This window comes from Immundisolibacter sp. (assembly GCF_041601295.1).
Classification (GTDB): Bacteria; Pseudomonadota; Gammaproteobacteria; order Immundisolibacterales; family Immundisolibacteraceae; genus Immundisolibacter.
This window is the reverse complement of record NZ_JBFIII010000007.1, coordinates 32,001-46,276: the sequence shown is the minus strand read 5'-3', so window position 1 is coordinate 46,276 and position 14,276 is coordinate 32,001. Positions and strand designations below refer to the sequence as shown.

Here is a 14,276-nt window from a genome sequence, read left to right as displayed (position 1 = left end):
GCAGGATGTGACATGGCGCTATGCTGCCCGTAATGCGAATGGTTCGCAATGGGCCGGGTTGACGTGGGTCAAGTACCCGGCTGTCTGTGACGGCATGGCCCATCCCACGGCACTCTCCATGCCGACCAAGCAGCCGGCATAATGAAGCCCTGCCTTCCCGGGCCGCAACAGTGGCCCGAGGGCGGCAATACACCCGCCTCGGATTGCTGGAAAACCTCAGGATTATGACCACGTGAAGGCTTGGCGATGGCTGTTGCTGCCGATACTGGCAGGGCTTTTAGGGGTACTGGCAGTCGGGCTGCGGCACGACCCAAAGCAAATTCCCTCGCCGCTGGTGGGCAAGCCGCTACCGGCGATCGAAGGCGTGACGCTCGACGGCCAGGCGGTGGACCTGGCCGCTGCCGGACAGGGTGGTCCGATGTTGATCAACGTCTGGGCCTCCTGGTGCGAATCATGTCTGGTGGAGCATCCAGTGGTGGTGACCGCCGCCCGTGAATTCGGCGACCGGGTGGCTTTCATCGGCCTCAACTACCGCGACCGACGCGATGCCGGCAAGGCCTGGCTGGCTGAGCGAGGCAATGCGTACCGCTGGTCGTTTTTCGATCCTGAAGGACGAGCCGGTATCGAGCTTGGCGTGTACGGCGTGCCGGAGACCTTTTTCGTGGCCACCGATGGCACGCTCCTGGCCAAGCACGTGGGCCCGCTCGATGCCGATAGCCTGCGCGGTTATCTGCGACGCCTGTTCGGGGTGAGCTGATGCACAGACTGCTGTTGGCGTTGCTGCTGATCGCCCCAATGGCGTGGGCCGATGTCGTGGCCGAAGACCCGCAGCAGCGGCATATGCTGGAAATTGCCGAAAAACTGCGCTGCGCGGTGTGCCAGAGCCAGTCAGTGGCCGAATCGGACGCCGATCTTGCTCGGGACATGCGCGCCCTGATCTCGGAACAGCTCGCGGCCGGACGCAGCGATGGTCAGATCATCGAATACTTTCGCGCCCGCTACGGCGATTTCGTGCTGATGCAGCCGCCGCGTGCCGGTAGCGGGGCGCCCCTGTGGTGGCTACCACCCGTACTGTTGCTGCTCGGCGTGGGCGCCGCGGGCTGGTATCTGCGCCGACGGCTGCATGATCAGGACCAAGCATGACTATCGTATTTTTGATGGCCCTTTTTCTTCTCGCCGCAGTCGGCTGGCTGGTGCTGCGTTTGCCGCTGCCAGCCACTGGCACCGATACGACCGTTGCGCGCCGCGCGCATTTGCAGGCGAGTCTGGCCGAGCTTGCGCGGGCCCATGCCGACGGAGCGCTGGATGCGGCGAGTTTTGCCGACGAACAGCGGCGCTTGCAGGCGGAACTGGCCCACTTGCCGGCCGCCGCGGTGCCGGTGGCAGCACAGGCGGGTGGTGCCGGGTGGCCTTTTGCGCTCGGCGTCCTGTTGTTCCTACCCGCGGCTGGACTTGGGCTCTATGCCTACGTGCAGGGGCCATTCTGGACCGCGCTTGACGCCAGTCAGAGTGGCCCGCAGGTTGGCGCTAACGCACCGATAGACCCCGAGGCCATGGTGGCGCGGCTGGAAGCCCGGCTGGCTGCGGATGGCAACGACGTCGAGGGCTGGAAGCGTCTGGGTCGCTCTTACACCGTGCTCGGCCGCCCGGGCGATGCACGGCGCGCCTACGGCAAAGCCGCGCAGCTGGCGCCGGATGATTTGTCCATTCTCGAGGCGTATGCCGGCCTGGCCGAGGAAGGTATCCCGCCACCACCCGGTATTGCCGCGGTGATCGAGCGTTTCGAGCAAGCAGTGCGGGATGCGCCTGAGGACCCCAGGCTGTGGGTGCGCGCCGGCTTTGGCCGCAGCGCACGCGGTGATCGCGCCGGCGCTCGTGACGCTTATGCCCGGGCCCACGAACTGGACCCGCAGCGTCCGGAAGTGCTGGCCGCCTATGCGGCCAGCGAGTACGCGCTCAATCCGCAGCAGCCAAGCACCAGGGCGGTACAGCTGTATCGCCAGCTGCTGGAACTGAACCCCGGCAACGGTTCGGCGTTGTGGGTGCTGGGGCAGGCGGCGCAACTTGCCGGCCGAAGCGACCAAGCGCGCGAGTACTGGCAGCGACTGCTACAGGCTTTGCGGCCGGACGATCCGGCGCGGGGCCAGGTACAGCGGGCGATTGAGCAGCTGACTTTGGCCAAGCCAGGGGACAGCGCGGATTGATGCCGATGAGTTGGCGCTGGGGCCGCGCCGGCTCAAGGTGATCATGAATGCCGGTCATTATTGAATGATGCGAGGCGGTCGCGGATGGCGTCGACGATGATGTCGTAACGCCGATCAAAATGATGGTCCCCGGGACGCTGCAAGCGCGTGATGCGGGCCAGACCGGGCGCTGTACACAGGCTGTCGGCCTGCTCCCGGGCACCGTAAACGCACAGTACTTTGGCCGGTGGCATACGCTGCAGTTCGGGCAACGTTGGATTGGTTCCGGTGTTTGATTGCCCGAGCCAGCCAGAAACGGACACTTCGAAATCGGCACCGCGCGCAGGTGCCAGCAGAGTCACCAAGACAACCTTGTCCTGCCAGTCGCGCGGTAGCCGGTTGTAGGCAAAAGGCAGGATATCGGCCCCAAAGGAGTAGCCGATCAGCACGACGCGCTGGCTGCCCCAGGTCTTCTGGTAATGATTCAGCAGGCGGGCAAGATCCATTGCCATCTGTTCTGGGCTGCGGCGGTGCCAGAAGTAGCGTACCGAATCGATCCCGACCACCGGGATGCCCTTGTCCGCCAGCAACCCGCCGATGGTTCTGTCGATGTCGCGCCAGCCGCCATCACCGGAATAAATCACCGCCAGCGTGTCGGTAGGGTGCTTTACCGGTACTTCCACCAGCGGTAAGTCCGCGACCGCCGTGGCATGGCGGGCGGCCGTTTCCTGCGCATTGAAACTGTTCGAAGCGGCTTCCGCCAGCGAGCCGGACGGTAGCACTTGCACCAGCCCAGCCGGACTTTTGGCCATCACTGCCGCTACCAGGGCATTGTCCGAGGCAGCGCCTGTGATCTGCCACGGCGCGCCGATCGGCGCTGGGCGCAAGGTGATTTTGCCGGCTGCAATCGGCTTACTGGATATTCCGCACAGCGGTTTGGACAAGGCCAGTTGCCGCGCAGGCGCGTCGGTGATGGCGCCGGCAAAGGTGAGAGGCGGTGCCTGCACCAACAGGACATAGGCCAGCCCTGCACCGGTCGAATGGCCGATGATCAGAGGCGGGGCGAGATCGGCAAACGCGAAGCGCCGGCCGAGATAGTTGGCATGCCAGTTGACGATGCCGGCCAGGTCCAGGCAGGGCTCGTCGCGGTCAAGCACGCCGGCTGCGAATTCCCCTACATCGACACGGGCCACCATCGCCCCCCTCGCGGCCACTGCCCGGACACTGGCATCGAGTTCGGGATCGGCCGCGGCGCCAAACGCGAACACCAAGCGTTTAACCGGCCCATGGGGTGTCTGGACCTGGTAGTTACCCCAGTCATCGCTGTGCAGCGTAATCGGGGCCGGCAAGCCGTCCGAGCATGCGGTCTGAACCAGCAGCATCAGTGCTACCCAGCCTCGTCGAACTACACTTGCCAAGATCGTCGGCCAACCCGATGGGTTGTCAGTTAGCGACCAGTACACGTCGGTAGCCGCCGGCTATCAGTGCGGCAATGTCGACCAACAGAAACCGCGGTGACATCTGATAGGGGTAGGCCAAGTAGGTTCCCCGCCAGACCGGCTGGAATTTTTCCTTGTAGCTGCGCAGACCCTTGTAGTTGTAGAAACGGTTGCCGTATTCGTAGGCCAGGCGGGCCAGGCGCTCGGCTGGGCGGGCGAATTCATTCTCGCCGACCCCGGCCAGCGGGGCTACGCCCAGATTGAACCAGGCGTAACCGGCATCGCGGGCGTACTCCAGCAGGCGCACGAACAGGAAATCCATGCAACCGTGGGGGGCGCCGGCGGCATGCCGCATCAGGTCGATGCTCAGTTCGTGTTGCTGGTGGTAATCCGGCATCAGACTGGCAAAGGCGACCATGACGTCACCCTGTCGTACCACGGCGATTGGCGCCTGGCTCAGGTAGTGCCGATCAAAACGTCCCAGCGAGAAGCCCTTCTCGGCGGTTCTGGTTCCCAGCCACTGATCCGACACTGTGCGCAGTTCGTCCCAAACCGCGTCGGCCAATGGCTGCAGCAGCACGCCGAATTCAAGGCCCTCCCGCCCGGCACGGTTAACGGCGGATCGCAGGTCGTCGCGTTTTTTTCCGGCAAGCGAAAAATCCGCGACTGGCACCAGAGCCTGCTCGCCGAGCTTGAACAGCCCGAAGCCGTGGTCGTGGTACAGGTGCAGGTTGGCTTCGCTGACCTCGTAGAACACCGGCACGCAACCGTAGCGGTCCGCAAATTGCCGGAATGCCAATACGGCGCCCTCCAGGGCAGCCGGCGCGCCAGCCGGATCGCCCAGCGCCACCAGCCGGTTGCGAATGGCCCCGTAAGCGATCAGAGCATCGCGGTCCGCCGTATGGAATAGATGTTTGTCGCCAAGCAGGGTCAGATGGGCAAATGCGTGCCCGCCATGAACGGTGTAGAAGGTTCTTGCCTCGTCCAGCGCGGCGGTGCCTGGCAACAGCAGGCGCGGCCGCGGCATGGAAAAAGCAAGCCAGCCGAGCATGCCAGCCCCGGTGACGAGCACCGCCAGCAGGCTACGGGCGAACCGTGGCGCATGTGCACCGGGAGCAACCTTGAGCAAACTGGCGGCCCAAGCCTCGTTTCCATAAAGCGCCGCGCCCAACCAGGCGTAACCGACCAGGGTCGCCAGCAGTGCCAAAAACCACAGTAGGTTGCGCCGGCTCAGCAAGGGGTAGGCGAGCCGTTCGAAATAATCACGGCGAGCACGCAGCAACGCGGCCAAGGCAACCAGGTAGCTCGCTTCCTCGTAGTCGAGTCCCTTGACCAGGCTCAGCACCGCGCCGGCCAGCAACATTACCAACGCTAATTGATACGCGCGATGTACCCCGCCGGCGATGCCGCGGGACAGGCCCAGCAGCACCACCCCGGCGACCACCGACAACAGGTGTGATCCTTCCACCACGATCAGCGGCAGGTAGCCGTGCACCACCGCGCTGCGCTCGGCCAGCGCCGGATACCCCGCCGATACCAGCAACACCACCCCGGCGAGGAATGTGAGATACCCGAGCAGGCGCACGCCCACGGCGCCGATCAGTTCCACCGGCAGGCGCAGCACGCCGAACACCCGGTGTGCTTCGGCGCGGCGCAGCATGCGCACGAACAGGTTCTCGTCCGGCACGAACAGGCGTGCCCCGAGGGCCAGGCCAAGCAGCGCCGGCACCAAGTAGTAGCACAGGCGAAACAGCAGAATGCCGGCCAATACGCCTTCGGCCGCATGTCCGAGTCCGCCCAGGATGACCAACAGGGTGCCGTCCAGCACGCCCAGACCTCCGGGCACCTGGCTGGCGATGCCAGCGGTGGCGGCCAGCGCGAAGGCCAGCAGCAGCTCCTGTGGCTCGGGCCGTACTCCGGCCAGCGCAAGCGACAGGCCCAGCACGGCCAGGGCCAGGCCCCACTCGCCAAGGGAGGCGAGCGTCAGTTTCAGGCGCAGGCCAACGGTGAGTGGCGGCAGCTCATGAAAGAACCGCCGATGCAGGGCGCCGCTGCCGGTGAGCAAGAAAAAAACCGGTATGTAGGCAGCAAAGGCGAGTAGCAGCAACTGCGGCAGACCACGGGGGAGCGGCACGCTGGTTGACAGATGCGGTGCCACCGCTAGCGCCGCCGCGCATAGCAGACCCAAACCGAGCGGGACGGCCAGCAGTTGCACGCCGGCATAGACGGCGATGGTGCGTCCGGCGACGCCCTCGCGCGACAGCGCGAGGTAACGCACACCCGCCCCGGTCATGCCTGACAGCCCGACCAGATTGGCGAGCGTGCAGGCGGGCCAAGCGTAGCGTAGTACCTGGCTTATCCGCAGATCGATGCGCAGCCAACGGCTCAGTAGCAGGTCATAACCACACATCGCGAGCACCGGTACCAGGGCCAGCAGTTGCAAGCCGAGCAAATCAAGGTCGCTTAGGTTGCTGGTGATGACGTGCAGGGCGTGCAGATCGAGCCCGCGCATATCGTGCCAGCCCAGCCAGCCGACCAGCGCCAGTACCAACGGTGGCCAGACTGCACGCGCAATGCGCAGCACGCGGCGCGCGCCCGATGGCGTCGCGTTGGCCAGTGGGGATGGGGAGGTTTCGTTGTCCACGAGCCGTTGCCGCTGCGTCATCGCGGACTATTTCCTCGACTGGATGGAGCCTCGATTTCATCATCGACGATCGCGCCTGGCGTGTGCTGCTTGGATGAGGCTGCCCGGTCCAGGTGGGTCACGGGCCGAGGACGCTTGCACGTCCGGGCGGACTTGGAATGATCCAAAGCCCGCGGCGCCGGAGCGTTCATATCTAACCAGTACCTCTGTACCGCGAGGTAGGTATACGAGCCGGACCAGCCGATCAGGAGCATGCCTATCAGTGGCTCAAGACTGGCAATCAACCTCAGGCTGCCGGTTGGGTAAATGTCGCCCAGGCCCAGCGTGGTGAAGGTTTCAGCCGAGAAATAAACGTATTGCGCGGCCTGGGGATGCGGTTCGCCGACGAACGTTCCCAGGCCAAGGCGATGCCCCAGGTACATCGCGAACGCGTAAACCAGAATCTCGACCACGTGCGTGGCAACCACCCCGAAAATAATCACCAGCACGGCCCGTCGGTGCTGACGTACCGCAACCGCGGCGCTGCCAATCAAACGCAAGGCTTCGTAGTGAAACAGCACGCAGCCCACGATCAGCGATACCGATGCGCCGAGGGCGTAAATCATGGCAAGCCGGCCGGCCGCGTGGCGGCGTTTTGCGGTTGCCCCTGCCAAAGACCAAGATGGCCGCTATCCACCCGCGCGGCCCCCTGAAACAGAGCGAGCGCCGGATCCAGCCCGGGATCGTCGACCGCCAACGGCCGGGCGTGCGCGGCGCCGGGCGGCGCCAGCGCGCTCGCCTTGAATCCCGGCGACAGTACTACCAGCCGCTGGTGGTCCAGCAGGCCCAGGTGCTGGTAATTACTCAGCAATGCTCGTTCGTCGCTGTCGGTCATATGCAGAATGTCCTTACCGAAGAAGCGGCTGTTGTAGCTCCAGTTCAGCAGTCCGAGCAGGGTCGGGGCGACGTCGATCTGCGCGACCAAGCGTTCGATGCGCTGCGGCTGAACGTGCGCCGGCGAGTAGATGAACAGCGGAATGTGGTAGCGATCAACGGGTAACGCTGTGCGTCCGTCGCTGCCGGCACAGTGGTCGGCCACGATCACGAACAGCGTGTCCTTGAACCAGGGCTTCTGATGGGCCTTTTCAAGCAGGTCGCCGATGGCCCAGTCAGTGTATTTGACCGCGCCGTTGCGGCCGGTTTTCGACGGGATGTCAATGCGCCCGTCCGGATAGCTGTACGGCCGGTGGTTGGAGGTGGTCATCACGAGCTGAAAAAACGGTCGGCTGTGGGCGAAATCGGCATCCGCCTCACGCATGGCCCGGCCGAAAAGGCTCTCGTCGGCCACGCCCCAGACATTGGCGAAGGCGATTTCCGGCGCCGTCATGTCGGCCCGGTCGACGATGCGAAAGCCGTTCTTGCTGAAAAAGTCATTCATGTTGTCGAAGTAGCCGTAGCCGCCGTACAGAAACGTGCTGTCGTAACCGCGCGCGGCGAATAGCTGCCCCAGCGAGAACAGGCCACCGTTGTGGGGCCGTTTGATGATCGACTCGCCGGGCGTCGGCGGCACCGACAGAGTGAGCGATTCCAGACCCCGCACGGTGCGCGTGCCGGTCGCATACAGCTTGCTCAGCCACAGGCTCTGGCCGGCCAGGCGGTCGAGGTTGGGCGTCAGGTCCGTGGCGTCGGCATCGGTCATGCCATGCACGCCCAGGTACTTGGCAGACAGGCTCTCGACCACAATCATCATCACATTCAGGCGCTGTTCGGGTCCGCGGTCGCGGTTATCGACATGGCGGGACAGGTCGTACCCGGACGGGGTCAGAAAGGTCTGGTTCGGTTGCTGTACCTGGCGCCGTAACTCGGCCGACACGGCTTCGTCGTCGTGCTGGATGTAGAACTGCGCGTAGTTGAGCTGCGCGTCGCGAAAGGCGTGAAAAAACTGGTACGGCCCATCCTCGGCCAGCTCGTTCAGGTACTGGTTATCAAAGGCCTGGCCGGGGCGCTGGTCCAGCGCCAGATACGCGGCTACTGGCAGCAACAGCAGGGCGCAGCCGGTGAGCAGGCGTGCCCTTCCGGAGCTGTCGCCATCCAGCGCCCGCCCGATCGGCCGGCGCAGCGCCCACAACAGCGCGAGCGCCAACAGGCCGAGGCCGCCAAGCAGCCAGCCGATCGGATACGACTCGCGGATGTTGCCCAGCACTTCGTCGCTGTAGACCAGATAGTCGACGGCAATAAAGTTGAAACGGGCGCCGAACTCGCTCCAGAACACCCACTCGGCCGCCAGCACGAACAGCAGGCCGTACAGCAGCGCGAAACACAGGCCGTAGGCCAGCGGCCGCTGCCAGCGGCTGCGGTACAGCCGCTGCGGCACCAGCATCAGGTACAGCACCAGCGGCACCGCGGCGTAGGCCAGAAACGCCAGGTCGTACAACGCGCCGGTGCCGTACAGACGCGCGAGCGTCCCGATCCCAAGATCGGCGTCGACATCACCCCAGTTGTGCGCCAGCAACGCCGAGCGTAGCAAGGCAAAGCCAGCCAGCGCGGTCAGGCCTAGCGGCAGCAACAGGCGGAAGCGGCCGCTGGATTGGTCAGTCGAGAGCATCGGGATTTTCCGTGTTGGTGAGCGCCGACGTGGGCAGAGATCGCCACGATGCCGCCAGCAACACTGGCAGCACCAATAGAACCAGCGGCAGCTGCACGGCAAGTCCGGCCTCGATGGCGATCGCCAGTGGTTGCAGCATGGCGCTGCCGGCGCCAATACCGAGTGCTAGAGGCGACAGTGCAAACATGGCAGCCAGGGTAGTCATGGCGATCGGCCGCAGGCGGTTGACACCCGCCCGCACCAGCGCAGCGGCCGACGCTAGTCCGGCAACACGCTGAGCGTCGAGTTCAGTGAGATAGAAAATTGCCACTTCTGTGACGATGCCGATGATCATGGTCAGGCCCATCAGGGCACTGATGTCCAGTTCGCTGCCGGCCAGCCACAGGCCGGCGAACACCGCAGCACTGGCCAGTAGTGGCATCAGCAGCGCCACCACGGCGGTGCGCAGGCGCCGAAAAAGGACCGTCAGCAGCAGCAGGCTCAGCGCCAGTGCGGCGCCAAACACGGCGGCAAGACCGGCAAACGCTGTCCGTTGCTGGGCATACACACCACCCAGTTCAAATCGAACGCCGGCGGGCAGCAGGCCGGGCCGGGCCAGCAGGCGCTGCACCTCGGCGGCGGCGCTGCCCATGTCCCGGCCTGCCAGACGCGCGGTAACGGCCACCATGCGCTGACCGTTGTCGCGGCTGATCTGCGCCTGGCCGACGTCGGTACGCACCCGCGCCACGCGCCGCAGCGTTACCCAGTGGCCGTCGCCAGCCTGTAGCGGAATCTGCTCAATATCCTCGACATGCCCGCGCATCGCGGCCGGCACACCCAGGCGCACGCCGATTTCCTTATAGGACTGTTGCAGCGAGGTCACGATCAGGCCATCCAGCCAGCTGCGCGCGGCGCTGGCGATGCGTTCCGGATCCAGGCCTTCCAGAGCCGCCCGTTCGCGGTCCACGACCACGGTCAGCGCGTCGCCGGCCAGCACGATACCGTCCTTGATGTCGACCATGCCGCTGACTCCGGTGATCGCCTCCGCAACCCGCGGCGCGGTTTGGCGCAGCAGGTCGGCATCCTCGCCGAGCAGCTTGATTTCGATCGGCTGTGGCACGGCGGTCAGATCGCCGATGACGTCTTCCATCAGCAACATCATTTCGATTTCCAGCCCCGGCACGGACGCTTCGATTCCGTCCCGCAGCCGATCCATGACAGTGTCGATGGGGTCGCGCGGCAGCGGCTTCAGGCGTACGAAGAAATCGCCCTGATTGGCCTCGGTCAGGCCGCCGCCGAGTTGCAGGCCAGTACGCCGGGAATAGGTCGCTACCGCCGGGTCGGCACGCAGCAGTGCTTCCACCTGTTGCAGCAGGCGGTCGGTCTCGGTCAGTGACGTGCCGGGTGCTGCGACGTAGTCGAGCACAAAGCCGCCCTCGTCCATGTGCGGCATGAAGCCCGACCCGATCTGGTGGTACCCGAAACCGCCCAGCAATAGCAGTGGTAGCAGACCGATCAGGATCAGCATCGGTCGGCGCAGCAGACGGGTGAGCAGGTCGCTGTAGCCATTCTGGATACGGGTCAGCAGCGGGCCGGCGTCATCACGGGCAAGATCGGTATTGCGCAGCAGGCGCGCCGTCAGCAGCGGCACGATCAGCCAGGCGGCCAGAAACGACACCGCCAGCGCCGAGGCCATGGTCAGCGCCAGCGCCTTGAAGAATCCGCCGCTGACACCCGACAGCAGCGCCAGCGGCGCGAACACCACCAGCGTGGCGGCGCTGGAACCGGTCAGCGGGCGGGTGAACTCGGCCGCTGTAGTCAGCCGGTCGGCGGTGGGAGTCTGGCGCGCCCGCCGCACCATATGCTCCAGCATCACGATCACGTCGTCCACGATCAGACCGACCGCCGCCGCCATACCACCCAGGCTCATGATGTTCAGCGTCTGCCCGAACAGATACAGCAACAGACACGTGGCGAGCAGTACCGTCGGCACTACCAGCACCGCCACCAGCGTCAGATGCAGACTGCGCAGAAAAGCCAGCAGCACCAGGCCGGCCAGCACGGTGCCAATGACGATGGCGTCGCGCACGCTGCCAGCGGCCGCCCCGACCAGCTCACTCTGGTCGTACCAGGTAGCGAGTTTGACGCCTGGTGCCAACCGCGGGGTGAAGGCCTGAATTTGCGTGTGTGCGGCTTTTGCCAGCTCCAGCACATTTGCGCCTGGTTGCTGGTAGACCTGGACCAGCACGGCGTCATGGCCGTCGGCGGTAACCCGTTGCCACTGAGGCTGCACGCCCGGTGCGATGTGCGCGAGCTCGCCCAGATGCAACAGGCCACCATTGCCGCCGCGCACCACGATGCCAGCCAGCTGTTCGCAGCTGCTGGCGCGGCTGTCGGCGAGGGCCAAATACAGCGTCGAGCGGTCCTCAATGCGCCCAACCGCCTGCAGCACGTTGCCGGCGGTCAGAACCTGCGCCAGGGTGTCAAAGCCCAGGCCGTAGCCGCGCAGGCGACCTGGGTCCACATCCACCCGGCACTCGCCGATGGCGCCGCCCTGAACGTTCACCCGCGCCACGCCGGGGATGGCCGACAGCAGCGGCGCCAAGGTGTACTCGGCGATATCCCGCAGCTGCACCGCTGCGCCTTCGGGTCCGGTGAGGCTGTAGGCCAGTGTCGGAAATACCGTCGGATCCATGCGCCGCACCTCGAAGCGGGTGCCCGGCGGCAGCTGCGCCAGCAGTTCGGTCAGCGCAGCCTGGGTTTGCAGCAGCGTCGCCTGCATGTCACTGCCCCAGTCGAAGTTGATCGACAGCTCGGCGCTGCCGCGGCTGGTGGTGGAGCGCACACTGAGCAGGTGGCGGGCGTTGCGCACGGCCAGCTCGACCGGCCGGGTGACGGTGATTTCCATGGCGTCGGCGGGTTGATCGCCGCTTTCGACACTGACCACCAGACGCGGAAAGTCGATCGGCGGAAACAGGCTCACTGGCAGGCGCAGGCCGACATAGGCGCCGGCCGCCGCCAACAGGGCAAAGCCCAGCAGCAGGGCGCGTTCCTGGTGACGCAGGAAGCCCCCCAGAGTCAAGGCGTGCCGTCCCTGGCAATATCGCCGTCACTGAGTTCACGCCCGCCAGTGGTGATTACGTGCTCGCCGGCTTGCAGTGGACCGGTGACGGTGATGTTCTCGCCGACCGGCCCGCCGGTTGTCACGTCCACCCGCCGGGCTCGACCCTGTCGCAGCACGAACAGGTAGGTTCCGCCGCCATCAGCCAGCAGCGCGGCCCTGGGCACACGCAGGGCAGCCTCGGCCTGCAGTTCGATCTCACCGCGCAGCGCAGCGCCGATTGGATAAGCCGCGCCGTCGGCGGGGATCGGTACCAGGACGCTGAGCAGATGGGTCACTGGATCGGTAATCGCCTGCACGGCCTTCACCTGGCCGGTGAATCCGACCACGGTGTCGAACACGCTGCTGATTCTGACCCTGGCGTTCCGTGCAATGCGCGCGGCGGTTTCGGTATCGATGCCCAGGATCGCCACCAGTGCCTGCCGGTCGGCGATGGATACGGCCGGCGTGTCGGCCGCCACGCGTGTGCCCGGTATCAGCAAGACTTCCGTCACGATACCGGCCACCGGGGCACGCAAGGTGCCGGCGCCGGTGCCGGCGCCGATGGCGGTCAGCGCGGCGAGGCGGCTGTTCGCGTCCTGCAAGTCGCGGCGAGCAGCATCCAGATCGGCCCGGGTGGCGAGTTGTTCGGCAAACAGCCTCTCGTTGCGCGCTACCGCTCGTGTCGCGTAATCGAGCGCGCTGGTGGCTTGTGCGTGGTCCTGCTGTACCGCCGGGGCGGTGGTGAAATCGAGCAGCGGCGCGTCTGCTACCACGGCCTGCCCGTTGTGTACATACACACGCCCGATGATGGCAGCGCGCGGCAGGGCCAGCATGTGCAACCGATCCGGATCGGGCTGCACCGTGCCCCAGGCCTGCACGGTCGGGATTATGTCGCCGCCTTGTACCGGCACGGTGGCGACGGGCCGCGCTGATTCCGGATTGGTTGCTGCATTGGCGAACGGTAGCCACAACAGCAACAGCAGAACCGGCGCCCGGATCATGGCGCATCCTCCCTGTCTGGCAGTGGCAGCGCCAGCAACGTGTCGAGTGCGATCCGGGCACCAATCAACTGATCGGTGAGGTCAATCTGTTCCAGGCGCTTGTCGGTCAAGCTCTGCTCCAGGTTGAGGTAGGCGAGGGCGTCCATGTCGCCCCGCGCATAGGCGCCGCGGGCCCGTTCGACCATCTCCTGCAGGGCCGGTAGGTGGCGCTCCAGCTGGGTGCGCAGGGCGGCCCCGATGGCGGTCATATCCAGCAGCTGAATCACGTCGGCCGTGGTCTGATCCAGCCGCGCCTGGTATTCGGCACGCAACTGATCACGCGTGGCCCGGTCGCGGGCAATCGCCCCGCGCGCCGCGCCGAACAACGGCAGGTTCAGACTCAGGCTCAGCCCATTGGTATAGATGGCGCTGGTGTCCCTGGCGCGGCTGACACCGAGCGTGATGGCTGGAAACTGCGCCAGCACACTGCCGCGCAGGCGCGTTTCCTGGGCGGCGTACCCGGCGGCGAGCGCCCGCAGGTCGGGTCGCCGCCCGGCGACTCCGGCCAGCTGTGCTTTGGCCGCGTCCGGCGTGGGTAGGCCGGCTGCTGCGGATTCGGCCAGCGACGGCCCCACGCCGACCAGCGGGGCATACGGATCAAGGCCGAGGAGGGCGCGCAGGCGGTGCGCGTCCGCGCTGGCGGTCTGGTCAAGAAGCGCCAGTTTGCTCGTTGCGTCGAGCAGGGCGGTCAGATCAGGACCGGCCTGCAACAGGGTGACATCGCCGACGGCCAGTGCCGTGATGGATTGTTTCTGGCGGGCGCGATAACGGGACAGTGCCTGCTCCAGAACACCGCGTTTGCGCTTTGCCGTCCACAAAGCGAGTCCCAGGGTGCGCGCCTGCTGCGCGGTCTGCCACTCCGCCCAGGCCAGGTCAAGGCGCGCCTGTGCCAGCTTTTGGCGGGCCGCTTGGCGAGTGGTCCCGCGCGTAAACACAGCGCCCAGGTCGTAAGCCAAGGCAATAAAACCGGCGTTGACCAGGCCGGGGCCCCGGGTACTGGGATGATCGCCGCCGATGGATAACTGCGGATCCGGGAGCAGACCGGCGGCATATAGCTCGGCGCGGGCGACACCGAGCGCGCTGCGCCGTGCACGCAGGTCCGGGTTGTACTCCACCGCGACGCGGGCCAGAGTGCCCAGACCAAGCGTGTCGGCCCCGATTGCTGCGCAGCATGACGACGTGGCCACAGCCGGTAACAGGTCTGCCTCATTCGGCAGCGGTAACGGTTGATAGGTCGCGCAGCCGCCGAGTGCCAGGGTCAGTAGCACGCCGGCTGGATGTAAGCACGTGCTGCGCGGGCAGGA

The 14,276-nt window shown here is 65.9% G+C and carries 10 protein-coding genes; 3 read left to right on the top strand and 7 right to left on the bottom strand.

Annotated elements, in window-relative coordinates:
- Positions 1 to 232 precede the first annotated feature (232 nt).
- The 3 genes from ABZF37_RS01950 to ccmI are packed head-to-tail and all read left to right on the top strand — an operon-like array spanning position 233 to position 2,204.
- A complete protein-coding gene (locus ABZF37_RS01950) occupies positions 233 to 757 on the top strand; it encodes a DsbE family thiol:disulfide interchange protein (RefSeq protein WP_372716189.1) in 525 nt (174 codons plus the stop codon).
- Positions 757 to 1,143 carry a cytochrome c-type biogenesis protein CcmH gene (locus tag ABZF37_RS01945; RefSeq protein WP_372716187.1) on the top strand — a complete coding sequence of 129 codons (387 nt, stop codon included), beginning with the start codon at positions 757 to 759 and terminating at the stop codon, positions 1,141 to 1,143. The genes ABZF37_RS01950 and ABZF37_RS01945 overlap by 1 nt, the downstream gene beginning before the upstream one ends.
- The gene (gene ccmI, locus ABZF37_RS01940) at positions 1,140 to 2,204 is read left to right on the top strand and encodes a c-type cytochrome biogenesis protein CcmI (RefSeq protein ID WP_372716185.1); all 1,065 of its coding nucleotides are present in this window, start codon (positions 1,140 to 1,142) and stop codon (positions 2,202 to 2,204) included. The genes ABZF37_RS01945 and ccmI overlap by 4 nt, the downstream gene beginning before the upstream one ends.
- A gap of 41 nt (positions 2,205 to 2,245) precedes the next feature.
- Here the strand turns inward: ccmI and ABZF37_RS01935 are convergent, their stop codons facing one another.
- From ABZF37_RS01935 to ABZF37_RS01905, 7 genes are all read right to left on the bottom strand, one after another.
- On the bottom strand, positions 2,246 to 3,565 hold the full coding sequence (locus ABZF37_RS01935) for an AcvB/VirJ family lysyl-phosphatidylglycerol hydrolase (RefSeq protein WP_372716183.1): 1,320 nt from the start codon (positions 3,563 to 3,565) through the stop codon (positions 2,246 to 2,248).
- A 61-nt stretch (positions 3,566 to 3,626) separates the two neighbouring features.
- Entirely contained in the window at positions 3,627 to 6,287 is a 2,661-nt protein-coding gene (mprF, locus tag ABZF37_RS01930; protein ID WP_372716181.1) for a bifunctional lysylphosphatidylglycerol flippase/synthetase MprF, read from the bottom strand.
- Entirely contained in the window at positions 6,284 to 6,871 is a 588-nt protein-coding gene (locus tag ABZF37_RS01925; protein WP_372716179.1) for a potassium channel family protein, read from the bottom strand. The genes mprF and ABZF37_RS01925 overlap by 4 nt, the downstream gene beginning before the upstream one ends.
- Positions 6,868 to 8,850, bottom strand: coding sequence for an LTA synthase family protein (locus ABZF37_RS01920; RefSeq protein WP_372716177.1), 1,983 nt, complete (start codon positions 8,848 to 8,850; stop codon positions 6,868 to 6,870). The genes ABZF37_RS01925 and ABZF37_RS01920 overlap by 4 nt, the downstream gene beginning before the upstream one ends.
- Positions 8,837 to 11,911, bottom strand: coding sequence for an efflux RND transporter permease subunit (locus tag ABZF37_RS01915; protein ID WP_372716174.1), 3,075 nt, complete (start codon positions 11,909 to 11,911; stop codon positions 8,837 to 8,839). The genes ABZF37_RS01920 and ABZF37_RS01915 overlap by 14 nt, the downstream gene beginning before the upstream one ends.
- Positions 11,908 to 12,933, bottom strand: coding sequence for an efflux RND transporter periplasmic adaptor subunit (locus tag ABZF37_RS01910; RefSeq protein ID WP_372716172.1), 1,026 nt, complete (start codon positions 12,931 to 12,933; stop codon positions 11,908 to 11,910). The genes ABZF37_RS01915 and ABZF37_RS01910 overlap by 4 nt, the downstream gene beginning before the upstream one ends.
- The gene (locus tag ABZF37_RS01905) at positions 12,930 to 14,240 is read right to left on the bottom strand and encodes a TolC family protein (protein ID WP_372716170.1); all 1,311 of its coding nucleotides are present in this window, start codon (positions 14,238 to 14,240) and stop codon (positions 12,930 to 12,932) included. The genes ABZF37_RS01910 and ABZF37_RS01905 overlap by 4 nt, the downstream gene beginning before the upstream one ends.
- Positions 14,241 to 14,276 lie beyond the last annotated feature (36 nt).

Excerpts from the sequence above, each read along its gene's own strand:
- ABZF37_RS01945 (WP_372716187.1), top strand. The coding sequence starts at position 757 with ATGCACAGACTGCTGTTGGCGTTGCTGCTGATCGCCCCAATGGCGTGG.
- ccmI (WP_372716185.1), top strand. The coding sequence starts at position 1,140 with ATGACTATCGTATTTTTGATGGCCCTTTTTCTTCTCGCCGCAGTCGGC.
- ABZF37_RS01935 (WP_372716183.1), bottom strand. The coding sequence starts at position 3,565 with ATGCTGCTGGTTCAGACCGCATGCTCGGACGGCTTGCCGGCCCCGATT.
- mprF (WP_372716181.1), bottom strand. The coding sequence starts at position 6,287 with ATGACGCAGCGGCAACGGCTCGTGGACAACGAAACCTCCCCATCCCCA.
- ABZF37_RS01925 (WP_372716179.1), bottom strand. The coding sequence starts at position 6,871 with ATGATTTACGCCCTCGGCGCATCGGTATCGCTGATCGTGGGCTGCGTG.
- ABZF37_RS01920 (WP_372716177.1), bottom strand. The coding sequence starts at position 8,850 with ATGCTCTCGACTGACCAATCCAGCGGCCGCTTCCGCCTGTTGCTGCCG.
- ABZF37_RS01910 (WP_372716172.1), bottom strand. The coding sequence starts at position 12,933 with ATGATCCGGGCGCCGGTTCTGCTGTTGCTGTTGTGGCTACCGTTCGCC.